This window comes from Pseudomonas sp. S2_E01 (genome assembly GCF_054668365.1).
Window position 1 is genome coordinate 4,571,485 of record NZ_CP162762.1, and the last position, 23,339, is coordinate 4,594,823.

Annotated in this window: 23 protein-coding genes, 1 tRNA gene and 1 pseudogene; 10 read left to right on the plus strand and 15 right to left on the minus strand. The window is 54.1% G+C overall.

Going from position 1 to position 23,339, the window contains the following annotated elements:
- A complete protein-coding gene (gene trmJ / locus AB4O36_RS21250) occupies window positions 1-771 on the minus strand; it encodes a tRNA (cytosine(32)/uridine(32)-2'-O)-methyltransferase TrmJ (protein ID WP_460117761.1) in 771 nt (256 codons plus the stop codon).
- Window positions 772-917: 146 nt separating this feature from the next.
- Here trmJ and suhB point away from each other — a divergent pair, with 146 nt between their 5' ends.
- On the plus strand, window positions 918-1,736 hold the full coding sequence (suhB, locus tag AB4O36_RS21255; protein WP_007941397.1) for a type III secretion system regulator SuhB: 819 nt from the start codon (window positions 918-920) through the stop codon (window positions 1,734-1,736).
- A 256-nt stretch (window positions 1,737-1,992) separates the two neighbouring features.
- Here suhB and AB4O36_RS21260 read toward each other — a convergent pair whose 3' ends face one another.
- From AB4O36_RS21260 to queA, 6 genes are all read right to left on the minus strand, one after another.
- On the minus strand, window positions 1,993-2,541 hold the full coding sequence (locus tag AB4O36_RS21260) for a glycine zipper 2TM domain-containing protein (protein WP_371049206.1): 549 nt from the start codon (window positions 2,539-2,541) through the stop codon (window positions 1,993-1,995).
- Between the two features lie 132 nt (window positions 2,542-2,673).
- Window positions 2,674-3,588, minus strand: coding sequence for a protein translocase subunit SecF (gene secF / locus AB4O36_RS21265; protein ID WP_460117763.1), 915 nt, complete (start codon window positions 3,586-3,588; stop codon window positions 2,674-2,676).
- 9 nt (window positions 3,589-3,597) lie between these two features.
- Window positions 3,598-5,466 (minus strand): protein translocase subunit SecD, encoded by a 1,869-nt coding sequence (gene secD, locus AB4O36_RS21270; protein ID WP_460117765.1) that lies wholly within the window; start codon window positions 5,464-5,466, stop codon window positions 3,598-3,600.
- Between the two features lie 63 nt (window positions 5,467-5,529).
- Complete coding sequence (gene yajC, locus AB4O36_RS21275; protein ID WP_007916913.1) at window positions 5,530-5,868, minus strand: preprotein translocase subunit YajC; 339 nt, start codon at window positions 5,866-5,868, stop codon at window positions 5,530-5,532.
- A 43-nt stretch (window positions 5,869-5,911) separates the two neighbouring features.
- Complete coding sequence (gene tgt / locus AB4O36_RS21280; protein ID WP_162130405.1) at window positions 5,912-7,027, minus strand: tRNA guanosine(34) transglycosylase Tgt; 1,116 nt, start codon at window positions 7,025-7,027, stop codon at window positions 5,912-5,914.
- 14 nt (window positions 7,028-7,041) lie between these two features.
- Window positions 7,042-8,091, minus strand: a complete 1,050-nt coding sequence (queA, locus tag AB4O36_RS21285; RefSeq protein ID WP_460140193.1) for a tRNA preQ1(34) S-adenosylmethionine ribosyltransferase-isomerase QueA — start codon at window positions 8,089-8,091, stop codon at window positions 7,042-7,044.
- 107 nt (window positions 8,092-8,198) lie between these two features.
- Between queA and AB4O36_RS21290 the strand changes: the two genes are divergently transcribed.
- From AB4O36_RS21290 to AB4O36_RS21315, 6 genes and pseudogenes are all read left to right on the plus strand, one after another.
- Window positions 8,199-8,283 (plus strand) — tRNA-Leu (locus AB4O36_RS21290).
- 314 nt (window positions 8,284-8,597) lie between these two features.
- Window positions 8,598-8,931, plus strand: a pseudogene (locus tag AB4O36_RS21295) (chromosome segregation protein SMC); the annotation flags it as partial.
- A gap of 20 nt (window positions 8,932-8,951) precedes the next feature.
- A complete protein-coding gene (locus AB4O36_RS21300) occupies window positions 8,952-9,194 on the plus strand; it encodes a hypothetical protein (RefSeq protein ID WP_460140194.1) in 243 nt (80 codons plus the stop codon).
- A gap of 134 nt (window positions 9,195-9,328) precedes the next feature.
- Window positions 9,329-9,922, plus strand: coding sequence for a chromosome segregation protein SMC (locus AB4O36_RS21305; RefSeq protein WP_460140195.1), 594 nt, complete (start codon window positions 9,329-9,331; stop codon window positions 9,920-9,922).
- Between the two features lie 63 nt (window positions 9,923-9,985).
- Window positions 9,986-10,171 (plus strand): hypothetical protein, encoded by a 186-nt coding sequence (locus AB4O36_RS21310; protein ID WP_460140196.1) that lies wholly within the window; start codon window positions 9,986-9,988, stop codon window positions 10,169-10,171.
- Window positions 10,172-10,238: 67 nt separating this feature from the next.
- The gene (locus AB4O36_RS21315) at window positions 10,239-10,604 is read left to right on the plus strand and encodes a histone-like nucleoid-structuring protein, MvaT/MvaU family (RefSeq protein WP_460140197.1); all 366 of its coding nucleotides are present in this window, start codon (window positions 10,239-10,241) and stop codon (window positions 10,602-10,604) included.
- A 91-nt stretch (window positions 10,605-10,695) separates the two neighbouring features.
- Here AB4O36_RS21315 and AB4O36_RS21320 read toward each other — a convergent pair whose 3' ends face one another.
- Genes AB4O36_RS21320 through AB4O36_RS21335 form a run of 4 tightly spaced genes read right to left on the minus strand, consistent with a single transcriptional unit; the run spans window position 10,696 to window position 15,878 of the window.
- Window positions 10,696-11,880 (minus strand): hypothetical protein, encoded by a 1,185-nt coding sequence (locus AB4O36_RS21320; RefSeq protein ID WP_460140198.1) that lies wholly within the window; start codon window positions 11,878-11,880, stop codon window positions 10,696-10,698.
- Window positions 11,861-12,334, minus strand: coding sequence for a response regulator transcription factor (locus AB4O36_RS21325; RefSeq protein WP_460140199.1), 474 nt, complete (start codon window positions 12,332-12,334; stop codon window positions 11,861-11,863). The genes AB4O36_RS21320 and AB4O36_RS21325 overlap by 20 nt, the downstream gene beginning before the upstream one ends.
- Complete coding sequence (locus AB4O36_RS21330; RefSeq protein WP_460140200.1) at window positions 12,327-15,653, minus strand: hypothetical protein; 3,327 nt, start codon at window positions 15,651-15,653, stop codon at window positions 12,327-12,329. Before AB4O36_RS21330 ends, AB4O36_RS21325 begins: the two co-directional genes overlap by 8 nt.
- Before the next feature lie 27 nt (window positions 15,654-15,680).
- On the minus strand, window positions 15,681-15,878 hold the full coding sequence (locus AB4O36_RS21335) for a hypothetical protein (RefSeq protein ID WP_460140201.1): 198 nt from the start codon (window positions 15,876-15,878) through the stop codon (window positions 15,681-15,683).
- 919 nt (window positions 15,879-16,797) lie between these two features.
- Here AB4O36_RS21335 and AB4O36_RS21340 point away from each other — a divergent pair.
- Entirely contained in the window at window positions 16,798-17,013 is a 216-nt protein-coding gene (locus tag AB4O36_RS21340; RefSeq protein WP_460140202.1) for a hypothetical protein, read from the plus strand.
- 32 nt (window positions 17,014-17,045) lie between these two features.
- Window positions 17,046-18,134: a toxin-antitoxin system TumE family protein gene (locus AB4O36_RS21345; RefSeq protein ID WP_460140203.1), complete on the plus strand. Its 1,089-nt coding sequence runs from the start codon at window positions 17,046-17,048 to the stop codon at window positions 18,132-18,134.
- A gap of 322 nt (window positions 18,135-18,456) precedes the next feature.
- Here AB4O36_RS21345 and AB4O36_RS21350 read toward each other — a convergent pair whose 3' ends face one another.
- The gene (locus tag AB4O36_RS21350; protein WP_460140204.1) at window positions 18,457-18,894 is read right to left on the minus strand and encodes an NUDIX hydrolase; all 438 of its coding nucleotides are present in this window, start codon (window positions 18,892-18,894) and stop codon (window positions 18,457-18,459) included.
- Window positions 18,895-19,022: 128 nt separating this feature from the next.
- Window positions 19,023-19,442 carry a hypothetical protein gene (locus tag AB4O36_RS21355; RefSeq protein WP_460140205.1) on the minus strand — a complete coding sequence of 140 codons (420 nt, stop codon included), beginning with the start codon at window positions 19,440-19,442 and terminating at the stop codon, window positions 19,023-19,025.
- 618 nt (window positions 19,443-20,060) lie between these two features.
- On the opposite strand from AB4O36_RS21355, the gene AB4O36_RS21360 reads away from it, so the two are divergent.
- Window positions 20,061-20,381, plus strand: a complete 321-nt coding sequence (locus AB4O36_RS21360) for a DUF3077 domain-containing protein (protein ID WP_460140206.1) — start codon at window positions 20,061-20,063, stop codon at window positions 20,379-20,381.
- A gap of 251 nt (window positions 20,382-20,632) precedes the next feature.
- On the opposite strand, the gene AB4O36_RS21365 is transcribed toward AB4O36_RS21360, so the two are convergent.
- Window positions 20,633-21,991 carry an amidase gene (locus tag AB4O36_RS21365; protein ID WP_460140207.1) on the minus strand — a complete coding sequence of 453 codons (1,359 nt, stop codon included), beginning with the start codon at window positions 21,989-21,991 and terminating at the stop codon, window positions 20,633-20,635.
- 13 nt (window positions 21,992-22,004) lie between these two features.
- Window positions 22,005-23,336 (minus strand): MFS transporter, encoded by a 1,332-nt coding sequence (locus tag AB4O36_RS21370; RefSeq protein ID WP_460140208.1) that lies wholly within the window; start codon window positions 23,334-23,336, stop codon window positions 22,005-22,007.
- Window positions 23,337-23,339 lie beyond the last annotated feature (3 nt).

A 23,339-nucleotide genomic window follows, 5' to 3' on the forward strand; every position in this document is an offset into this window, starting at 1 on the left:
TCAATCCTTCCGCTTAAGAAGCTCGCCACGGGCCGCTTTCTGGGTTTCCGTGAGGATGCCACGCAATATATTCATTTCCGCCCGGCTGACCGAGCTGCGTCCGTACAACCGACGCAGGCGCGCCATCAAGTGCCGTGGTTTTTCCGGGTCGAGGAACTCGATGGCCACCAGGGTCTGCTCCAGGTGTTCATAGAATCGCTCCAACTCGTCCATGGTCGCCAGCTCCGCGCTTTTGACCGAAGCCACTTCTTCCTTCTCGACCTTGCTCGGCTGCCCTTGGGCCGCGAGCCAGGCCATGCGCACTTCATAGCTCAACACCTGCACCGCCGCCCCGAGGTTCAGCGAACTGAACTCAGGGTCGGATGGGATGTGCACGTGATAATGACATCGCTGCAGCTCTTCATTGGTCAGGCCGGAATCTTCACGACCAAAGACCAGGGCGATTTCTGCGCCCTGCCCGGCTTCCTCGACCACTTTCGTCCCGCACTCGCGAGGGTCCAGTAACGGCCAGGGGATGCGACGGTCGCGGGCGCTGGTGCCCAGCACCAGGTTGCAGCCGACCAGGGCATCCTCCAACGTGGCGACGACTTGCGCTTTTTCAAGGATATCGCCGGCACCGGAAGCACGGGCGTCGGCCTCGTGATGCGGGAACACACGTGGTTCGACCAGCACCAGCCGCGACAGCCCCATGTTTTTCATGGCACGCGCAGCCCCGCCGATATTGCCTGGATGACTGGTATTGACCAGGACGACACGAATGTTTTGCAGCAAGGGAGGCGCTCTCGAACACGATAATCGGGAGGCAAATACTACAGCCCAAGCGACCGTTAAGCCATGAATGCGATTACTGACCTTCACCTGTAGAAAGTTTCTGATAGAATGCGCGGCTTTCTTTAACAACCTTAGGTGACACATCCATGCAGCCCATGCTGAATATCGCGCTGCGCGCCGCCCGCAGCGCCAGTGAACTGATCTTCCGCTCCATCGAGCGCCTGGATACCATCAAGGTTGACGAAAAAGACGCCAAGGACTACGTGTCCGAAGTGGATCGCGCTGCCGAACAGAAAATCATCGACGCCCTGCGCAAGGCCTACCCGAACCACTCGATCATGGGTGAAGAGACCGGTCTGCACGCCGGCACCGGGATCGAAGGCGAAGAATACCTGTGGATCATCGATCCGCTGGACGGCACCACCAACTTCCTGCGCGGCATCCCTCACTTCGCTGTCAGCATCGCCTGCAAATACCGTGGTCGCCTGGAACACGCCGTTGTCCTGGACCCGGTTCGCCAGGAAGAATTCACCGCCAGCCGTGGCCGTGGCGCCCAACTGAACGGTCGTCGCCTGCGCGTCAGCGGCCGCACCAGCCTCGACGGCGCCCTGCTGGGTACCGGTTTCCCATTCCGTGACGACCAGATGGACAACCTCGACAACTACCTGGGCATGTTCCGCGCCCTGGTTGGCCAGACCGCCGGCATCCGCCGCGCAGGTTCCGCCAGCCTGGACCTGGCCTACGTGGCTGCCGGCCGTTTCGACGCCTTCTGGGAGTCGGGCCTGTCCGAGTGGGACATGGCAGCAGGCGCCCTGCTGATTCAAGAAGCTGGCGGCCTGGTGAGCGACTTCACCGGCGGTCACGACTTCCTGGAAAAAGGCCACGTCGTTGCCGGCAACACCAAATGCTTCAAGGCCGTGCTGACCGCCATCCAGCCGCACCTGCCGGCATCGCTGAAGCGCTAAGCTTCCCGCGATACCAAAAAGCATCCTTCGGGGTGCTTTTTTATGCCCGCAAATCCCCACCCCCCCCCTGTAGGAGCGAGCTTGCTCGCGATGGTGGCTCAGACACCGCAGGGCATCAGATTCTCAGCGTTATCGTTGACGACCATCGCGAGCAAGCTCGCTCCTACAGGGGATTTGCGGTGGATTCAGAATGAAATTCCAGGCACAAAAAAAGGGGCACCCCAATGGAGTGCCCCCTTCGATCCAACTCTGAGCCTTATTGCCCTGGCTGCGCCTGCGAGAGGATCAGCTTGCCTTCCTTGTCCACAGGGATCTGGTTCCCAGGGTCACGATCCATGCGCACTTTGCCTTCCTTGCCGTCCAGCGAGTAACGCACGTCATAACCCACAACCTTGTCGCTGATGTCATTCACGGTGTTACAGCGAGTCTGGGTGGTGGTGTAGGTGTCACGCTCCTGCATGCCTTCCTGCACCTTGTTACCGGCATAGCCGCCGCCGACCGCACCGGCCACGGTGGCAATCTTCTTGCCGGTGCCGCCGCCGATCTGGTTGCCCAGCAGGCCACCGGCCAGGGCACCCACCACCGTACCGGCGATCTGGTGTTGATCTTTCACCGGCGCCTGCCGGGTGACGGTGACGTCCTTGCAGACCTCACGTGGGGTTTTGATCTGGGTCTTGACCGGGTCGACGGCCAACACTTGCGCATACTCAGGGCCGCTTTTAACCAGGCTGTAGGTGGCAACAGCACCCCCGGCAGTCACACCGACAGCACCCAATACCGCACCAACCAGCAACGACTTGTTCACATGAACCTCCTGACCATCACATGCGGGACGCGCCCGCGCTTCTCCCAGCCTTGGAGCATAAAAAAAGGCGCGAGTTCAACTCGCGCCTTTTTTTGATTACACCGCTGAGGGCAGCCTTGGTCTCAAAGCCACTCAGGGACGGTCGTCGACTTCCTTCTCGGTGTTCACCGCCGGGATCAAGTCTTCGGAGCTCAGGTTCAGCCAGATCAGCACCACGTTGGCGATATAGATCGACGAGTAAGTACCCGCCAATACACCTACCAGCAGTGCCAGCGAGAAGCCGTACAGGTTGTCACCGCCGAAGAACAACAGGGCAGCGATGGCCAGCAAGGTCGACACCGAGGTCGCGATGGTGCGCAGCAGGGTCTGCGTGGTCGAGATGTTGATGTTCTCGATCAGGCTGGCCTTGCGCAGTACACGGAAGTTCTCACGAACCCGGTCGAATACGACGATGGTGTCGTTGAGCGAGTAACCGATGATCGCCAGTACCGCCGCCAGCACCGTCAGGTCGAAGGTGATCTGGAAGAACGACAGGATACCGATGGTCACGATCACGTCGTGGATCAGCGACACGATGGCACCGACCGCGAATTTCCACTGAAAGCGGAACGCCAGGTAGATCAGGATGCCGCCCAGCGCCATCAGCATGCCCAGGCCGCCCTGGTCGCGCAGCTCTTCACCCACCTGCGGACCCACGAACTCGACGCGTTTGACGGTCGCCGGGTTATCGCCGCCGACCTTCTGCAGCGCTTCCGCCACCTGGTGTCCCAGTTGCGGGTCTTCACCCGGCATGCGCACCAGCAGGTCGGTGGTCGCACCGAAGTTCTGCACGATGGCTTCGTGGTAGCCCGACGAAACCAACTGCTCACGCACCTTGGTAACGTCAGCCGGACGCTCGTAGGTCAGCTCGATGAGCGTACCGCCGGTGAAGTCCAGACCCCAGTTCATGCCCTTGTGCCAGCAACTGAACAACGCCAGCAGGGTGAGGAACACTGTGACGCCGAACGCAACGTTGCGGACGCCCATGAAGTTGATTGTACGTAACATGGCAGCCCCTTAAATCCACAACTTCTTGAAGTCACGACCGCCGAAGATCAAGTTGACCATCGCGCGGGTGACCATGATGGCCGTGAACATCGAAGTCAAAACCCCGAGGGACATGGTAACCGCAAAGCCCTTGACCGGACCGGTGCCCATGGCGAACAGGATACCGCCCACCAGCAAGGTGGTCAGGTTGGCGTCGAGAATCGCCGTGAATGCACGGCTGAAACCTTCGTTGATCGCCCGCTGAACGGTCATGCCCGCCGCGATCTCTTCACGAATCCGCGAGAAGATCAGAACGTTGGCGTCGACCGCCATACCCATGGTCAACACGATACCTGCGATACCCGGCAGGGTCAGCGTGGCACCCAGCAACGACATCAGCGCCAGCAGCAACACCATGTTCACGCCCAGCGCGACCGTGGCGATGATGCCGAAGAAGCGGTAGATGGCGATGATGAACAGCGACACGAACAGCATGCCCCACAGGGACGCGTCGATGCCCTTGGTGATGTTGTCGGCACCCAGGCTTGGGCCAATGGTGCGCTCTTCAGCGAAGTACATCGGCGCCGCCAGACCACCGGCACGCAGCAGCAGCGCCAGCTCGGACGATTCGCCCTGGCCGTTCAGGCCGGTGATGCGGAATTGAGCACCCAGCGGCGACTGAATGGTCGCCAGGCTGATGATCTTCTTCTCTTCCTTGAAGGTCTGCACCGCCACGTCTTTCTCGACGCCATCGACCACTTGCTTGGTGTAAGTGGTGACCGGACGCTGCTCGATGAAGATCACCGCCATGCTGCGGCCGACGTTGGAGCGGGTTGCGCGGCTCATCAGCTCGCCACCGTGGCCATCCAGACGGATGTTCACTTCTGGCGTGCCGTGCTCGCCAAAGCCGGCCTTGGCGTCAGTCACCTGGTCACCGGTGATGATCAGGCCACGCTCGATCTGGGCTGGCGGACGCTTGCCTTCGCGGAACTCGAAGGTTTCGGAAGTGGCCTTGGAAGCACCCGGCTCAGCGGCCAGACGGAACTCCAGGTTGGCCGTCTTGCCGAGGATACGCTTGGCTTCTGCGGTGTCCTGCACGCCCGGCAGCTCAACCACGATGCGGTTGGCGCCCTGGCGCTGGACGATCGGTTCGGCAACACCCAGCTCGTTGACGCGGTTACGTACCGTGGTCAAGTTCTGCTTGATGGAGTATTCGCGGATTTCCGCCAGCTTGGCCGGGGTCATCGCCAGACGCAGTACCGCCTGACCATTGAGGTCGGCCGGCACGATGTCAAAATCGGTAAAGCTCTTGCGAATCAGTGCTCGGGCCTGTTCGCGGGAAGCTTCGTCAGCAAAACCCAGCTGAATGGCACCGTTGAGTTGCGGCAGGCTGCGATAACGCAGTTTCTCTTTGCGCAACAGGCTCTTGACGTCGCCTTCGTAGACTTTCAGGCGGGCATCGAGGGCTTTTTCCATGTCCACTTCCAGCAGGAAGTGCACACCACCGGACAAGTCCAGACCCAGCTTCATCGGGTGCGCGCCAAGGCTGCGCAGCCATTGCGGGGTGGTTTGTGCCAGGTTCAGGGCCACGACGTAGTCATCGCCCAGCGCCTTGCGTACGACATCCTTGGCAGGCAACTGGTCTTCAGCCTTGACCAGGCGAATCAAGCCGCCCTTGCCACCGGCTGTCAGCGAAGTCGCCTTGACCGCCATCCCGGATTCCTTGAGCGCCGTGCTCACGCGGTCCAGGTCAGCCTGGTTGACCTGCAACGCCGTGCTGGCGCCACTGATCTGAATGGCCGGGTCATCAGGATAAAGATTGGGAGCGGAATAAATCAGACCGATCGCCAGCACCGCCAGGATCAGAATGTATTTCCACAGAGGGTATTTGTTCAGCATCACGCCGCCCGTTTAGAACGCGGGGCGCCTTGCGCGCCCCGTCGATTGAGTAGAAGTTGAAACTTAGATCGCTTTCAGCGTGCCCTTGGGCAGGGTGGCGGCGATGGCGCCTTTCTGGAACTTCATTTCCACGGTGTCGGAAACTTCCAGAACCACGAAATCGTCGGCCACTTTGGTGATCTTGCCGGCGATGCCGCCAGTGGTCACGACTTCGTCACCCTTTTGCAGGCTGCTCAGCAGGTTCTTCTGCTCTTTGGCGCGCTTGGCCTGTGGACGCCAGATCATCAGGTAGAAAATGACCAGGAAGCCGACCAGGAAAATCCACTCAAAACCGCCACCCATTGGGCCGGCAGCAGCCGGTGCAGCAGCGTCAGCCATGGCATTCGAGATAAAAAAGCTCATTTAGCACTCCAGTTGCAAATGTTGAATCTTGGGGTCAGAAAACTCAGTCCAAAGGCGGAACAGGTAGCCCGCGTTTGGCGTAGAAGGCATCGACAAAGGCGGCCAATGTACCCTGTTGAATAGCCTCGCGCAAACCAGCCATAAGCACTTGATAATGGCGCAAGTTATGGATGGTATTGAGCATGCTCCCCAGCATTTCGCCGCACTTGTCCAGATGATGCAGATAAGCGCGGGAGAAGTTCTGGCAGGTATAGCAATCGCAGGTCGGATCGAGCGGCGAATCATCATGGCGATGGAACGCGTTACGGATCTTCAGCACGCCAGTATCAATGAACAGATGCCCATTGCGGGCATTACGGGTTGGCATCACGCAATCGAACATGTCCACACCGCGGCGCACACCCTCAACCAGATCTTCCGGTTTGCCAACGCCCATAAGGTAACGAGGTTTGTCAGCGGGCATCTGGCCCGGCAGATAATCCAGCACCTTGATCATTTCATGCTTGGGCTCGCCCACCGACAGGCCGCCAATGGCCAGTCCGTCGAAGCCGATCTTGTCCAGGCCTTCGAGCGAGCGCATGCGCAGGTCCTGGTGCATGCCGCCCTGCACGATGCCGAACAGCGCGGCGGTGTTGTCGCCATGGGCGTTCTTGGAGCGCTGGGCCCAACGCAGCGACAGCTCCATGGAGACCCGCGCGACGTCTTCGTCGGCCGGGTACGGCGTGCATTCGTCAAAAATCATCACGATGTCGGAGCCCAGGTCGCGCTGGACCTGCATCGACTCTTCCGGGCCCATGAACACCTTGGCGCCGTCGACCGGGGAGGCGAAGGTCACGCCCTCCTCCTTGATCTTGCGCATGGCGCCCAGGCTGAACACCTGGAAACCGCCGGAGTCGGTCAGGATCGGGCCTTTCCACTGCATGAAATCGTGCAGATCGCCGTGCTTCTTGATCACTTCGGTGCCCGGGCGCAGCCACAGGTGGAAGGTGTTGCCCAGGATGATCTCGGCGCCAGTGGCCTCGATATCACGCGGCAGCATGCCCTTGACCGTGCCGTAGGTGCCCACCGGCATGAAGGCCGGGGTCTCGACGGTGCCACGGGGGAAGGTCAGGCGACCCCGACGAGCCTTGCCGTCGGTGGCCAGCAACTCAAACGACATACGACATTGGCGACTCATTCTTTGTCCTCGGGGCCACGTGGTGCGGGGTTACGGGTGATAAACATCGCATCACCGTAGCTGAAAAAGCGGTATTGATGCTCAACGGCGGCCTTGTAGGCGGCCATGGCTTCGGGATAACCGGCGAACGCCGAAACCAGCATCAACAGCGTGGATTCGGGCAAATGGAAATTGGTCACCAGGGCATCGACCACATGGAACGGCCGGCCCGGGAAGATAAAGATGTCGGTGTCGCCACTGAACGGCTTGAGCACGCCATCGCGCGCGGCGCTTTCCAGGGAACGCACGCTGGTGGTCCCCACTGCCACCACTCGCCCACCGCGAGCGCGGCAGGCCGCCACGGCATCCACCACGTCCTGGCCGACTTCCAGCCATTCGGTGTGCATGTGATGGTCTTCGAGTTTCTCGACCCGCACCGGCTGAAAGGTCCCTGCCCCCACGTGCAAGGTCACGAACGCCGTCTCGACGCCCTTGTCGGCAATCGCCTCCAGCAGCGGCTGATCAAAATGCAGCCCCGCCGTCGGCGCCGCCACCGCGCCCAGGCGCTCGGCGTACACCGTCTGATAACGCTCGCGGTCGGCGCCTTCATCCGGGCGGTCTATATAAGGAGGCAACGGCATGTGCCCCACGCGGTCGAGCAGCGGCAACACGTCTTCGGCAAATTCCAGCTCGAACAACGCATCATGGCGCGCCACCATCTGCGCTTGGCCACCGCCGTCGATGAGAATCGTCGACCCAGGCTTGGGCGATTTGCTGGAACGCACATGAGCCAGCACGCGATGCGTGTCGAGCACCCGCTCCACCAGAATCTCCAGCTTGCCGCCAGACGCCTTCTGGCCAAACAGCCGCGCCGGAATCACCCGGGTATTGTTGAACACCATCAAATCGCCCGGGCGCAAATGCTCGAGCAAATCAGTGAATTGACGGTGTGCCAGGGCACCGCTGACTCCATCGAGGGTCAACAGCCGGCTGTTGCGACGCTCGGCCAACGGGTGGCGGGCGATCAGCGAATCGGGGAGTTCAAAAGTAAAGTCGGAAACACGCATGATGGGGTTCGTCTAGCAGGGCCGGGAAGTCTAGCGGAATTATCGAAAATTCTCCATGTACCTGATTGACCAGCGGTATTCACCTCTCTATACTTCGCCGCCATTGAGCCCTGATGGCGGAATTGGTAGACGCGGCGGATTCAAAATCCGTTTTCGAAAGGAGTGGGAGTTCGAGTCTCCCTCGGGGCACCATATAGCAGTAGACGAAAGCCACTACCGGGCTTTCGGAATGAAGAAACCGGCCAGTTGAGCCGGTTTTTTTGTGCCTGGATTTTGTGTCGGTCCTCGCTTGCGTGCTGTCAGCGTCGGTCGAGACGTATTAGGCGAAGCGGGTTGGATGGCGCTCTCAGTCGTTCTACCAGTGTAGGGTCCACGGGAGAGCATTTTCTCAGCACATGCGGTAGTCCGGCGCGTGCAAACGGCATTTGCACTTCCAAAAAGCCGGCGCTAGGTCAAGAGACTCCCGACCTTCCTAGACATCTGTAGATGATGCCCTCCATCCCCCTCGAAAAAATGCACGTCGCGAAAATCTCCTGAACTGTAATTCGCTCATGGCCGGCTACCGGGAAGCCATGACCAACTGGAAAACCGACGAGCAGGACTTGAACGAGAAACGGCAAAGCGTCAGCACGCGTCTGGAACATGTCCGTCAGCGAGCCAGACGACATGACGAAAGCCCGCCAAGCCGAAACCGACGCAGCGACGGCCTACGCACAGGCGGTTGCATGGGGCGACACCGAAGGCGAGAGGAACGCCAACACCGACGCCTTGAAAGCGGCGAAAAACCTGGCCACGGCCACCGAACAGAATCGCCGCCACCAACTGATCACAAACCCAATTTGAAGGAACAAGAGAGATGAATGAATTCCAAGCTTCTACCGAACAACATGAACTGCCGGTCAGCGAACTGGGGCAGCGAGACCACCTTACTTGCACTACCTAACTCGGATAGCACTCAAGCGACCGCTAATTGCGAGAAGAAGCAACGGTTGGTTGATGAGATCGACCAACTGATCACCCGACGTGATAAATACCTGAGGACGGCTGAAGAGCAATACGCCGAGATTGCACCGTTGGAAGCCTTACTGGCGACGAAGAATTAGACGCGAATCGTCTGCGTGAAGTCCGCAGTGAGTACAACACGCTGAAACTTCCATACGACTCCAATAAACATCATGCCTGGATCTTAGGTACTCAGATCACTCGACGCGAGCAACTGCTCAATCACGAAACCTTGATGGCCGATTACGCCGGATCGATGGCGAACTGGAAAGCCGACGAGCAAGAGCTCAACGAAAAACGCGAGAGCCTCAGCACCCGTTTGGAGCAGATCCAGCGGCAAGCGGTAGAAGACCTGGCCAAGGCCCGGCAAGCCGAAGCCGATGCAGCTACCGCCTACGCACAGTCAGTGGCCTGGGGCGATACTGAGGGCGAAAAGATCGCCAATACAGACGCGCAAAAGGCTGCGAAAAACCTTGCGACTGCAATCGAGCACAATCGTCGCCAGCACCTAATCATTACCGCGCTGGAGCAGGAGCTGGTCATCGTCGACCAGCACATTGACGAGGCGCAAAGGGAACACCTTGCCATCCAGAAAACGGCATTGTTGCTGGCCGAAAAGGTATTGGAAGAGCAGTGGAACGAAAAAGCTCAGGTACTGATGGATATGGGCGCAAAGCTGTGGGCTGCTCAACGTTTGCTAGGTGGCGATCAGCTCAGCCTTAGAAGGTTGGTGCTGCCTAAAGAAGGTGAAGGCTTCGACACATGGGGCAGTCGTGAACTCGCTGACCGCTCGTACAAGTTCACCGTAGAAGACATCTTCTCGCTGTAAGGCACTGAGCCACTGAAACAGCCTGCGCACGTGGGCTGTTTATAACTCTATCGGGACGAAGACATGATCAACCATATTCAAAGCAGCGCGAGCTGGAGCGACACCTTGAAGGCGCGTAAGGAGCACTTGACCGCTTTGCTAAAAATTCTCGATATCAAAACCGGAAAGACCACAAAGGTCCAGGCACTCACAATCGATTTGATCAAGAATGAAATGAGCTACGTGGAAAATAAACTGAGAGGCCGGTAATAACGCTGAACTTGTCACCTTTCATCCTATTCAGATACATATCACAACACACCCAATAGGAGACCTAATGTCCAAACTTACCGAATACCGCCAGCTTGAAAAACATTTGGCTGAACAACTCCAGGCTTTAGAAGCAGTGAAGGGCGATGCTGCCCTTAAGAAAGAGATAGAGTTCGAAACCAAGCTTCGCGAGCTACTCGATCATTATGGCTTCAGCCTCAAGCACATCATCAACCTGCTAGACCCGCAGAACACCAAGCATGGTCCAGCTTCCACCCCTGCGCCAGGTGCTCGTAAACCACGAGCGCTGAAGACATACAGGAACCCGCACACTGGCGAAGTGCTTGAAACCAAAGGCGGCAATCACAAGACGTTGAAAGAATGGAAAACCACGCACGGATCCGATCTAGTTGAGAGCTGGTTGACCATATAAACACCTTCGAAACAAGCCCCCCTTGCAAGGGGCCTTATCTCAAAGGGCGCTAACTTCTGTTATCGACAACTACTCGATGCCGCCGACGTGCTTAAAAACATCCGAATAAGAACCAAACCAAAACTACAAAAGCAAACAGATATAGATATGGCTTAAGCCTTCCAAAAACTTCTACAACCTTTTCAAATATCGCATCATTGATGAATGAAGAAGCTCTACAATCTATATCTCTCACTCGAGAATCTTCATCAAAAATGATAGGAAGCCAATGCTGAGACATGAACTTATCACCGTCAAAATATAAGCTGTGCCCACCTAGGTGAAATCGGTTTATCAATCGTTGATCATTCATTCCGTGAAATCCAACGCGACCTGCCATCCCTACCCCTAATACAAATGCACAACTTCCACAGACTGGTAAATCCCTATCCCCGCACTCATTTATCACATTCGAATTAGGGTGTTCTCTCAAATAATCAAACCTGTGCCTTGACTGAAGAACGCTACCACTCAGCACCAACGTAAGCTGATCCACCTTAAGTGTTTCTGAGATTATTTCTTTGATAGCATTCGCGACCAAATAAGTGCCGAAGCTATGGCAGAAAATAACAACCCTCTTGGACTTGGTCTCCATAAAGAACAACTTAAGGCGTGCCGCCAACCTAGAGACTTCTCTTTTCCTAAAAAAAGGTATAAGAAACGAGAGCGCTGAGAAATATCCATATTTATAATTACTAAAAGAAATTTCATCACTCTTTGCATTAACGAGCAATTTAAGACGATTTTGCCATCCACCAAAAGTCTGAATCCCATGAACAGTCACTACACTGGTCTGGAAATCCTGGACGCTCCTAGAAATCCTGGAGTCCAAATTGTAACGTAGTAAATCTACAATCCGCTTTTTCCACTTATCCTGATTCGTTGCGGCTTCAATTACGACCGAACACTTCTTTTCAAATTCTTGCCTATAATTTTCTATGTCTTCCAGGTGCGCTGTAATACCGATAATAATACCAGGCTTTTTTAGAAACGGAGAGCGGGTAATTTGGTCTAGTAAACGCAAGCCATTCTGTGAATTTGCAGGCCCAGGAATGCGCTTTGGAAGTACGACATCAAGAACTAAGACATCGTAATACACCGCACGCAAGTACCCCTTAGACTCATCAACACTTTCGACCAAGGTTATGCATTCGATTTCATCAATATTTTGACCATCGATGTATGACTTAAGTCGATCCCTTCGTGTTTTGTCGTCATCAATTATCAAAATTTTCATTAGCAAGTGACCTTAACGCCAAAGATATTTTTTCTTTCCAAATACTTTTGGAACTATCGTAATAAATAAGCCCTAGATAGGCTGCCCCGCACTCAACAAGCAGTTCCTTATCAATACTTTCTAACGTTTGGGAGTGCCCCCTCTCACTAAAAGATTCAAACTGAGTAATAAAAAGAACTTTCGATTCAATTTTCCGACGCATTACTTTTCGCGCAATTTCTCTACCACCGAAGGTTCTGAACCGCCCGCCTGACTCGGTTGCACTCTTGTCATACGTAGGCAAACTCATATCCAGCAAAATCACATCGTAGACATTTTCCAATACACGTTGACACCCCGCCGTGAAAGAGTGAGCTTCCGACACACTCCAAAGCGGAAAATTATCCTTTATGAAACCGATAATTTTTTCACGCTTGTGATTATTATCTTCTACTATCAGTATATTATTAGCCATAAGTGATTAGCGTCCTAAACGAACTGTCAATCTTAGCAACATCCACATCAAATTTACTATCTATCGTACGCAACTGGTTAAACGCTTTACTTAGGCCAGACCCCCCCTCTAGCCGCATCATATTCAATGAGAGAGGCCCTTTCATCTTATCGACAACCTGAGATATGCGCTCAGAAGTCAGGGCCAAGCACTTAGTGCTGCTTAAGTTATTAGATACCGCTACCCGCCAACTACTGCTCTTTAATTCCGACTCAATTTTTATTTCGGTAGACTGAGAAAACCCACTATGCCTACATGCATTTTCTAAAATATTGACAAAAGCCACAATAAAAGCTTTGACATGCTGCCCATCAATCAATACAGATGATAGGCACGAGACCTCTTTCTCCACTATCAGACGAAAACCTCTTACTCGTTCAAAACACTCTATAGAAATATTTATCAAATCTTTTATGGAGCGCTCAGTAGAGGCATACTCTGTATTTCGCTTAAACCACTCTGAGACTGTAGTGATATCTTCTCTTATATCACTTTTGGTTTGGGTTATGGACGTCATAAGATCGTGTAGTGCCACTCCAGATTTCGCTTCTGTAATCCGAGCGATTAGTTCATCAAATAGCCTATCAACCTTATTTTTAAAATCGACGTTCAGTTTTTCTCGCATTTCTTTCATGCAGAACTCGGTCGTGTCCCACAATGTTGTTATGCAGTAATCAAAAAACTCATCACTGGTGGTAGATACATCTGCTAAGGTCAGAAATATCTGAAAGGCGTTAGCATTAGTGCGATAGTGAAAGACCCTGTTAGTTTCCACATCAAACGAGGAAACATTCATCCACTCTTCAGCTTCCGCGATTAGTTCGTTGAAGCTTGCAGAAAACCACTGAAGTTGCTTATCTATGTTTTCGAGGATCTCTGAGGCGACCAGGGAATTGGCATTTAGCCAGTAAGCATTAGCTTTGTAGTTACCTAGCTCATCAACTTCAGTTAGTAAATTAGCTTCTTCAAGCTTTGAACGCATTAAGTTCGAGAAAAAGCCATGCCTAATCTCAGCACTGAGATTTTTATCCAGACCATGTTTCTCATCATACAAAAATGAATTTTGGATTAATTGAAGCATCTTCAGGAGGGTGGTATTCCGATCTCCAGCGACTACAGCCTTTGTAGCCTGCCCATCTGGCGAGTCGGTCCCTAAACGAATAATCTTTTCTTCTTTCTCTAGTTTTATAGACTTAAACAATGTAAGCAAAGAAGATAGATCTTCCGATACCAGCCTCTTTAGCGCATTGTCATTCACATGAATTTTAGCAACATTGAACTCTGTGGCGCCCGCATCAACAACAACCTGGACAACAATCTCGTCAACTTCTGCACGGTGCAGCTCTGGATCTATTACTTCAGCATCCCTAAGATAATCGATTATCCGTACTCTCTCCGCACGTAGATCGTTACTATCATTAAACGATCCAAGAAAATCCATAGTTTCAAAGCTAGACACGTCACGAAACAGGACCAACGCGCGATCATCGCGAACATCAAGTACTTCCAGTAGCTCGCTTGGCCGGCTTGTACCGTTCACACCGAAAAACTCTTCATACGTTTCGTTCAGCAAGTAATCCTTAGTTGAATCTATCTTCTTAACATAGTAGTAAACAATAATTACCGAATCCAGACTGCAAACAGCCTCATCTTCGATGAACCCCACTATTTTCCGCATTGGAAATGCTATATAAGCATTTGGATTCTTTGCAAGAGTCCGAGCACAAAGCTCGATCAATTCCGAAAACTTTTCTGCCCGGGTGTAATAAGTAGAAACTGACTCATAAAAATCTTTAGCCAGAGGAACCTTTTCGAAATGCGCTTGAAGCGCCGACAATTCAGAGTCTCCGTTACCCGCACTCTCTTGTAGTGACGCCCTTAGCACTCGATGAAGTGGGAGCAGCGACTTGCTTGTTATATACTTATGGGAGGACAACGGATCCATATCAGTAGCCAAAAGCTTGGATAATGGAGTACAGTCAGAAGTTGTAAGCAATGCGGCTTTCGCTAGCCTCACCCACTCTGATTTACCGTATCTGAGCGGCATACTCTTATACAAAGACAACTGCAGTTGACTGCTGCCTGAGAAATGATGCAATAAAATAATGACAGCAGAAATTTTATCTTCTACTTGGTTTGGCGGCACAGAGAGCATGTATATTGACGAAAGACTCTCAATCAACTGATATATTAACCCCGGCATTGAGGACAAATATTTTGGTTTAATTATCGCAGCGGCCTTAGCGACTAAATTTACAAACGCCAATGGCTCCTCGATGTCAGTAAAACGACTTACAAAAACGCGTATCAAATCTTCATATTTTTCAGTTTCGTAAAGCGAGGTAAGCTTTAAAGATAAGCTATCACCATCAACTTCTGATTTCTTTAAACGAGCCAGATTTGGAAGGGATTCGTCCTCAATCGAGGCACTTAGCACTTCAATAAAATATTTGAACTCAGACTGTGACGTGTCCGATTCATCATCAAATGCAATCACTTCCGCAGATAGTTTAGTCAAAAGACAATATTGATCGATTGCATTGAAGGCTTGTATCACGTTGAGGCAGCTCAAAACCTCAACAGAGTCAAAAAATGGCCTTGGCACAAAGACCAGTCTTAACATATCAGACCACTGGTTCACGCCAGCTTTATCAAGCTCTTTCACACCATTGAGTATACGCTTTTTATGATGTAATAACGGGTCACTGGCGATTAGCAAGCAACAACTTATCAGGTATGAGAAGAACTGCTCTGTGCTGCGCTCGGTGCAAGACTCAGCGAAATCCTGCATTTCTTGAAGATTGCCTTTTAGACTTAGCACTAATATTTTGTTGCGAATGTACCAAATGGACTCTCCTACGTGATGCTCAATATCCTCCAGAATTGCTAGAGCCTCATCAAGTCTGCCTTCAAGTACTGCTGACTCAAAAATTTTCCGAGCCTTAACGAATTTATTGATTTCCGCCGCATGAGCTGTGAGTGCGCATCCATACACCTCTAAAATTCGTTTAGTTCTAGTGATTCTAAATGTTCCATTTATGTAAAAATCTTCAATAGAACTGTAAGAGCAATTAAAAAGCTCCCGAAAGCGCTTCTTTTCATACAACTCCAAAAATTTCCTTGAAAAATCTTCCTTATAATATCCATCAACAAAGCTTGCGGCGGCATCTATATATCTTTCCTCACTCAATAAATTTGCAGTGAGGGGATTAGCCATTAGCTGGAACGCATCTAAACGCGCTTTTTCTCTTCCAACTCTGAATTTGACATGCTTAGCCATAACCGCCTGCTTAATTTTTTAATTAAATTAGTTGATTTGATATTGAAAAGCATGACTTATGTCACGATCAATGAAATCATTTGGAAATGAAAATACTATGCGAAGAGTATTGATGATTGAATTAAGCAGCTCAACGCGGATGACATAGACAAGCCATGCGGCGATCTCGACGCGGCCTACGGTAGAATACTTCTCATTCAGCCAGTCTAATTCGATTGCCATCATTTTGCCTCCCTGCTAGGTCTCAAGCTTCTATCACATAATGGTTCGACTGAAAATACGGGGCATTTTCAGAGAGCCTACTGCAGAGTCTCCCATCAGCTACCAAGCAGATCTAGTAATCATGTCTGGCAGTCTTTATACAAAGCCGCACGCGCAAATTTAGTGACTTTGATGACCGCAGGTGTCCTCGGCTACGGTTCACATCAAGTCGTTACACCGATTCGCGTAGTAACACCCTCGAAAAACTATATCTAAAGGTCGTGTAACGGAGAGTTAATACTTTAAATTCAACACGTTAGCAGTATTCGTTACACCCGTAACACGAGTAACACTACATTTTGGACGGCCTTTCCCCTGCTCCCCGGAGGTGTCAATACCATCAGCGACGACTTTGCAGCACGCGCGGGGCCACAGACGTCATCTACAGTACAACGGTCCGGAAACCCGCCGGAGTTTGCTAACGGACAAGCGGCCCGCACGACCAAGTGAGTCCGGGTGAGTAAACAATTCACGAGTAGCATTGCAGAAGCCGGAAAGGGCGCCGGTGACACTGAGCATTTTTGAATGACACAGAGCACAAAACCTGCATGAACTTGGTAGTGGCCGACTCTTCCACGTTGGTTAAGAGGTCGACGGCACAGGTGTCCATAATCATCAACACACCAGATGATCGTTACCGAGACGGTAAAGATCACCCTTTTTCAATCGGCTTTTTTCAATTTCAATGACTGAAATTTCAGTAACATTGAAGACCTTCCACTAACTCAGCCCCGCGGGTTTCCGACCCCGTGTCCATGCAAGATGCTCAGGGTCCCCGGCAGGCTTCTAGAACTCCACCGGGACCTAGCGTTCATGGATTGCACGACACCAGGTGCTACGGGATGATCGCCAATTTATCAACCGGCAAATCGAGGAAGCACTCATGGAAGACATCACACTCTTGGCGTCACTACTGACCCGCATGAACCGAAATCAACTGGCATTGGGCGCAGCAGTTGAGGAACTAGCATTTTGGGTAGAACAACGAGGCTCCGCAGACGTAGCAAGCAACGTTAGAGGAGCTTTTGACACATTGGATAAAAACCTAGACTTCATCAACCTAGCGCTTTTATCTCTGCCAACAGCAGGCAAAAAGTGATTACCACCTTGTACATGGTAGGAGCGGTTTAAATGGACGATAAACCTGTTTGGCGCCTGTTCAATGTAGATGATGCGATCAACGCGCTCTCGGACTCAGATCCGGTCGGGCCGACGGTTGATTTATACGTCGCAACATTGGCCTACAAAAATTTCGACTTGATCTCGAAACGGCTACCCCACATCATCGAGTGCTCAACCTACAACCCACTCGCATGGCTACAGATGCTCGATAGCGCTTCCGAACGCTATTGGATACAAGAAAAAAATGAGGGTGTCGCCGTATATGGTGCGACTGAGCATTGCGGATGCGTACGAACCTACAGGCTCAACGTCGAACACCCAGTGCGTGCTCATAAACACGGACGGGAGTGGGTGGTACTTCCAAACGAAAAGGAGCTTTATTCCCTGCTCGATTCAGCATCAGCCCAGGCTGTTTTCAATGCTTGGCACCACTGGACTACGCAGGGAAATAAGCACGCCACTGCGCTAGCTGAAGGTCGCTTCAAAAATACTTCAGTAGGGCAATCGTTGATAATTTCCAGCGGGCTGGGTTGCGTTGTGTGTGCCGCACCAGCAGTCGCACATGCGAGCACCACGATCGGCTTAGCTACCTCACAGGCTACGCTTGTGCAGCTTCCGGTCTGCGCCATTCACCTAGAGGAGGCGCGAGCGGAGCCCAACGTACTGGCATTCATATCGAAGATGTTCTCTCTCTCACTTGATATACCCGAGTCAATTCGAACTGAATCAATACCCGATGCCATGATCAGTGAAGTACACCAAATTGCGGCAAACGAGTTAGGAGGCACGATCGGCACTGCAGAAAAGCGTAAGGGAAACTGGATTCTTAAAATAGAACTCCCTTCTGGATGGCATTGGGTACTGCGCCTGAGGACATTGATGGACTATGCCTACATGCTTTTCAGACCTGGTGACGATGTAGCTGTCTACCGAGCAGACTCAGCACCTCATCACACTGAGCTCCCCTTTTTCCCTGATCACGAGCACTCAAGGCCAGATCGCAAAAAAGATGTCACAGCTCCAAGTTACCTGTATGGAACGCCAATTTTCGATCTAAAGAGGTTGCGAACTGTCAGTCAAGAACATAAGGCAATATGAATCAGCCTTGAAATGCCCTCCCCTTACAGAGTCACCGACCATGCTTGATTTGAAATCAGGGAATTCTAACCTTCAGTTCCGTGTAGTCTTATCTGGCAGTGGGTCTGCAGGGAGCTACCGAGAATGGTCCTACCAGGCTAGCAATGATGATCATGTATCCCCACATGTATCCCGAGTTAGCAAACCACTCTGGAGGCCTTGAGTTTACTGGAACACTACAGTCTCCCTCGGCATCATATATCAGTAGACGAAAGTCACTACCGGGCTTTCGGAATGAAGAAACCGGCCTTTTGAGTCGGTTTTTTTGTACCCGATTTTTTACTCAGTTTTCCATTCTGCTTCGCTGGAAATCGTCATCTGAAAGGATAGCCCTGAGAATGCCCAAAGCATCCTTGAAAACCTGATGCCATCGTTCAGAAGGCTCACTCATCAGTGGATGCCAAAAAAACCTGAATTCATGGCCTCCATCATCGTTTGCAAAATGCTCCCAGGTGTCGGGAAGGTCGTGGGCAACATGACACTCATGAAAGGCCCACGTGTGCCCCGTTTCGATGGCACGCCACTCGCCCAAATCTCGCCCTGCCTCGGATTGAATCCCGGCTTCTTCCATGAGCTCTCGCACGGCAGCCATGTCGGTTGACTCACCCGGTTCCACGCTGCCTTTGACCAGTTGCAGGCCGGCTAACGGGTGCTCGAACGCCAGGATTTCCAGAATTTCACGGGATCGCAGAACCACAGGGCAGGCTTTATCTGCTGTCATGCCGTCACACCTTTTCCTGTTTGAAATGCCCAAGACCCGTCGGGGCGCTTAGGGGAAAGCGAACTGATATCGAAACCGAAGGTTCGAAAGCGTCCGCTTACTCTGATGATTGGCTTCTGCCCCGGGGCTTATGCCGTTTCATCTACCCCCATACGAGCCAACAACCAGTCTTGGTAGTCCGCTACGTTGTTAGTCGACAGACCGCCATTCGTGGCGTTGATGGTTTTCCCATCCAAACGCCCGATGTCCATTAGGTGTTTGAGGCCGTTAAGTATGTGCGAAGCATCGCTCTTGCTGAGGGACTGCACATCCGGAAATTCAACGGAATTGTTCTGATCATCGAAAGTTGCCCAGCTTGGGTTTGCCTGGTGGTGTTTTATCAGCTGTTTTAAATCGACCTCGTCCTGGATAAACCGTTGATCGAGCTTTGCCTGTGCTTCCGGGGTCGCGTTGGTTAGCTCGAATCGGGCGGTCTTTACTGTTCCGTTTTCCAGTGACTTTCTGAACTCTTTGACGTAGTCCAGCATGGGGAGGTTGCTTCCGATCATGTTGCCGCTCCTTTGTGGGTAATGAGCGGTTGAGCAAAAGGCAGGCCAATGGGTTGGGGGGCTGTTTTGCGGGGTGTTGGCTGATTGGCTGGGGGGGTTGAGTGCAGCGGTTTGCCGGTAGAGGCAAAGTGTTGCCTCCTGACAGAGGTTTGTTTCAATGATTTTCGTGATATACACCCGCATGCCTACTGAAGTGCTGTTGTGCCTTGATTCCTCTGAGTTTTTCCCGGCGTGGGGCTGATTTATCATCCGTGATGCTGACGGTTGCGGGAAAGCCTTCCGGGCGATAACCTCCTTACGTCGCTGCCAATTCAGCGGCCGGGCTTGGTAACCCGAGGTAAATCACTGCGCAACAGTGCTCTGCGTTCGCAGGCGCTTTTTTTCGCCTGCGATCTGCGTTATGGCGGCTGTGCGTGGGACGTCTTCGGACGTGCCGGTTTCCTTGATTTCCCGGTTTACCAACCTGCGCACAGCTGCCACCCATTCGCTTGGTAACGAATTGTGGCGGCTCTTGAAATTAAGGAGCTTCACTATGTGCAGTACAAATCCGTCTGTAATCTGGCTCTTCCGTCCACGTTCCACCCTCCCCCATCATCCCCGCCTCTGCGGAGGTGTCCAATGACCGAGCAACCCGAACTCAAAACCATCGGTTTGACCCCGGCGATTTACTCCACCGGTTCTGACGATCCGCTGTTCCATGTCACTCGCGGTGTGCCGCTGGTGGATGCGTTGGGCATGGCTTCTGATTTTCTGTTTCTCGCTAAAGCGCTGAGCAAGGATGCGGCTTATGCGCGGGATTCGGATTATCACGCCTGGGCTGCGCATTATCTGGCGTCGATGAGTAAGGCGTTGGTGGATGATGCGGTGAAGGTGTTGGAGTGGGATCGGGGGCGGGCGGCGACGCGGGCGGCTGAGGCTGAGGCCGCTGCTGAGGGTTAACGGCTGATGTTGGGCTGTGGGGGTGGGTTTTGTTGGGGTGGTTGATGGCGCTGTGGGTATTCTGGTTTTCAGCGTTATCGTTTACGTCCATCGCGAGCAAGCTCGCTCCTACAGGGTACGGGGTTGGCGGGTGTTTCGGCGTTATCGTTGGCGATTATCGCGAGCGGGCTCGCTCCCACAAATGAGTCACACGCGGAGTGGCTTGTGGATAAGTGGGCGAATCCCTTTTTGGGAGGATTCGCCGTCTGGGTTTATTGAGGCAGGTGGGATCGCTGAGCGACGACTTGCAACAAACGATCATCCTCTCCCGCTGCGGCGATCACTTGCAGGCCGACGGGCATTCCGTTTACCTGGCCTGCGGGCAGGCTGATGGCCGGTAGGCCGGTGAGGTTCCAGGGGCTGGTGTAGCTGAGGACGGCGGCGCGGACGTCGAGGGTCTGGTGACCCACCTGCACTTCGCGGGCATCGATGGGTGTTGCGGTGATGGGCACGCTGGGGGAAACCAGCAAATCATAGTGTTCGAACAGGTGGGCCATGGTCGCTTTGAGTGCGGCCTGTTTTGTTTGGGCGCGGATGTATTGCCAGCCTCGGACTTCGGCTGATAACTCCAGGCGCTCGCGCACTTCCTGGTCGAATTGTTGTGGTGCCTGTTGCATGCGTTCGGCATGGACGTCGTAGGCTTCGGCGCGTTGAAGCGCCAGCAAGGCTTGTTTCATGTCGGCGGCCAGGGGTTGGAGTTCAGCGGTTTCCTGGAGCGCATCGCCGAATAATCGCGACGCCGCCAGGTAGATTTGTCGATCCAGCTCGGGGTCCACCGGGCCGAAGCTGCCGGTGGTGATCCAGCCCACCCGCAGCGGGCGATCAGGGGGCGATTGCTTGCATGGACGCCCTGCCAGCACTTCATACAACAAGCGCGCGTCTTCGACGTGGTTGGCGATGGGCCCCACGTGATCGAGGCTCCTGGACAGCGGAAAAACGCCGTCCAGCGGGACGCTGGCGAACGAGGGCTTGAAGCCGACCGCGCCGCACAATGCCGCCGGAATGCGGATCGACCCGCCCGTGTCGGTGCCCAGTGCCAAGGGCACCATGCCGCTCGCCACCGCCGCCGCGCTGCCGGCACTGGAGCCGCCGGTGATGCAGGTGGCGTCCCACGGGTTGCGTGCCGCGCCTTGCAGCGAGCGATCGCCCGTCGGGCCGTAGGCGAATTCGTGGGTCAGGGTTTTGCCCAGGATCACCGCCCCCGTCTCGCGCAGGCGTTGTACGCACAACGCGTCACGGCTCGGCCGGAAGCCGGCGAAATGCGCCGAGCCGTAGGTGGTGACGTGGTCGAAGGTGTCGATGTTGTCCTTGATCGCCACCGGGATGCCATGCAGCGGGCCCAGGTCGATGCCCTGCGCCAGCAACGCGTCGGCCTTGTGCGCCTGGGCCAGCGCCACGGCTGCATCGACGTGGACGAAGGCGTTCAGCGTCGGGTTCAGGCGTTCGATGCTGTCCAGGGCGGCTTGTGTCATTTGCACGCAGGTCAGGGTGCCGGCGCGCAAGTCTTTGGCCAGTGTGACGACTGACTGGCCGTGAAAGGGTCCAACATGAACGGGCTTGGCCAGGCTCATAAAAACGACTCCATCAAACAGCGGCGGATAGTGGGGAAGCGGCAACTTGCCGAGCACCCGGGCGCACCATCAGCATCGCGCTCATGCCCAGTGCCGTGGCGACCGCCGCCGCGACGAACATCGACGAGTAGCCGTAGTGCAAGGTCAGGTAGCCGGTGAGCATGGGCGCGATGAACGAGGCGGTGTTGGCGATGAAGTGGGTCATGCCGCTGTAGGCGCCGACGCGGTTGGACGGCGCGGTGTCGATCACCACGGCCCAGTAAACCGAATTGGGCAGCGCGTTGAGGGCGTTGGCCACGGTCATCAGGGCGATCACGCCCCATACGGTCTGCGCTTGCGATACGAGGATGAAGCACAGGGTGGTCAACAGCAGGCAAGTCGCCGCCAGCCAGCTGCGCGCCACTTTCAGGTTGCCGGTACGGCGCAGCAACAGGTCGGAAAGCTTGCCACCCAGCAGCACGGTGAAGCAGGCGCCGGTCCAGGGGATCATGCCCATGTACCAGAGGGACGACAGGTTGTAGTGGAACTGGTCCTGCAGGTATTTGGGGGTCCAGGTCAGCAGCAAAAAGGTTACGTACACGAACGAGAAGTAACCGACCGCGTTGAGCAGCAGGTCCTTGTTCTTGAAGAAATGCCAGACCGACGTGGTGGCCGCCGCAGGGGCTGAAGCATTGCCCGCCGCCGCGCGTTCCTGGCGCAGGTAGTCGCGCTCGGCCTGGGACACGCGCGGGTTCTCGTCGGGGGTGTTGGTGAAGCGCGTCATGAAGAAGATCAACAGCGCCAGGCTGACCACGCCCAACACCACGAACATGCTGCGCCAGTCACCGGTGAGGGTTTGCAGGCCGACCGCAATCGGCGCAGTCAACAGCGCACCCAGGGGCGTGCTGAGCAGGCCCACCGATACCACAAAACCGCGCTCCTTGGGGGTCGCCCAGTTGGCCACGCTCTTGTTGATCACCGAATAGGCAGGACCTTCGGCAAAGCCGAACAGCACGCGGATGGTGGCGAAGCCCGCCATGGCCGAGCCGCCCATGAAGGCCAGCCCCAGGTCGCCGGCAAACGCGGTGCAGATCTCGAAAATCGACCAGGTGGCGCCGGCGATCAGCCAGATGCGCTTGGCGCCAAAGCGGTCGGCCAGGATGCCGCCAATCAAGGCGCCCAGGATGTAGCCATAGCCGAAGTACCCCAGGACGTTGCCCCAGTCAGCCTTGTCGAAACCGTACTCGGGAAGAATGCTCGCTGAAGCGTAGGAAATGGCCCCGCGATCAATGTAGTTGAGCAACGCCATCAGCATGATCAGGAAGAAAATCTGGTAGCGGAAAGACGGAATAGCTGCACTTTTCATGGG

Coding starts and splice junctions, on each gene's coding strand:
- AB4O36_RS21310 (WP_460140196.1), top strand. CDS start 9,986: ATGATCAACCATATTCAAAGCAGCGCGAGCTGGAGCGACACCTTGAAG.
- AB4O36_RS21315 (WP_460140197.1), top strand. CDS start 10,239: ATGTCCAAACTTACCGAATACCGCCAGCTTGAAAAACATTTGGCTGAA.
- AB4O36_RS21370 (WP_460140208.1), bottom strand. CDS start 23,336: ATGAAAAGTGCAGCTATTCCGTCTTTCCGCTACCAGATTTTCTTCCTG.
- AB4O36_RS21340 (WP_460140202.1), top strand. CDS start 16,798: ATGGAAGACATCACACTCTTGGCGTCACTACTGACCCGCATGAACCGA.
- AB4O36_RS21300 (WP_460140194.1), top strand. CDS start 8,952: ATGAATTCCAAGCTTCTACCGAACAACATGAACTGCCGGTCAGCGAAC.
- secF (WP_460117763.1), bottom strand. CDS start 3,588: ATGTTACGTACAATCAACTTCATGGGCGTCCGCAACGTTGCGTTCGGC.
- AB4O36_RS21325 (WP_460140199.1), bottom strand. CDS start 12,334: ATGGCTAATAATATACTGATAGTAGAAGATAATAATCACAAGCGTGAA.
- AB4O36_RS21345 (WP_460140203.1), top strand. CDS start 17,046: ATGGACGATAAACCTGTTTGGCGCCTGTTCAATGTAGATGATGCGATC.
- AB4O36_RS21365 (WP_460140207.1), bottom strand. CDS start 21,991: ATGAGCCTGGCCAAGCCCGTTCATGTTGGACCCTTTCACGGCCAGTCA.
- tgt (WP_162130405.1), bottom strand. CDS start 7,027: ATGTCGTTTGAGTTGCTGGCCACCGACGGCAAGGCTCGTCGGGGTCGC.
- AB4O36_RS21320 (WP_460140198.1), bottom strand. CDS start 11,880: ATGAAAATTTTGATAATTGATGACGACAAAACACGAAGGGATCGACTT.
- yajC (WP_007916913.1), bottom strand. CDS start 5,868: ATGAGCTTTTTTATCTCGAATGCCATGGCTGACGCTGCTGCACCGGCT.
- AB4O36_RS21305 (WP_460140195.1), top strand. CDS start 9,329: ATGGCCGATTACGCCGGATCGATGGCGAACTGGAAAGCCGACGAGCAA.
- AB4O36_RS21330 (WP_460140200.1), bottom strand. CDS start 15,653: ATGGCTAAGCATGTCAAATTCAGAGTTGGAAGAGAAAAAGCGCGTTTA.
- AB4O36_RS21335 (WP_460140201.1), bottom strand. CDS start 15,878: ATGATGGCAATCGAATTAGACTGGCTGAATGAGAAGTATTCTACCGTA.
- AB4O36_RS21360 (WP_460140206.1), top strand. CDS start 20,061: ATGACCGAGCAACCCGAACTCAAAACCATCGGTTTGACCCCGGCGATT.
- queA (WP_460140193.1), bottom strand. CDS start 8,091: ATGCGTGTTTCCGACTTTACTTTTGAACTCCCCGATTCGCTGATCGCC.
- secD (WP_460117765.1), bottom strand. CDS start 5,466: ATGCTGAACAAATACCCTCTGTGGAAATACATTCTGATCCTGGCGGTG.
- AB4O36_RS21355 (WP_460140205.1), bottom strand. CDS start 19,442: ATGATCGGAAGCAACCTCCCCATGCTGGACTACGTCAAAGAGTTCAGA.
- AB4O36_RS21350 (WP_460140204.1), bottom strand. CDS start 18,894: ATGACAGCAGATAAAGCCTGCCCTGTGGTTCTGCGATCCCGTGAAATT.
- suhB (WP_007941397.1), top strand. CDS start 918: ATGCAGCCCATGCTGAATATCGCGCTGCGCGCCGCCCGCAGCGCCAGT.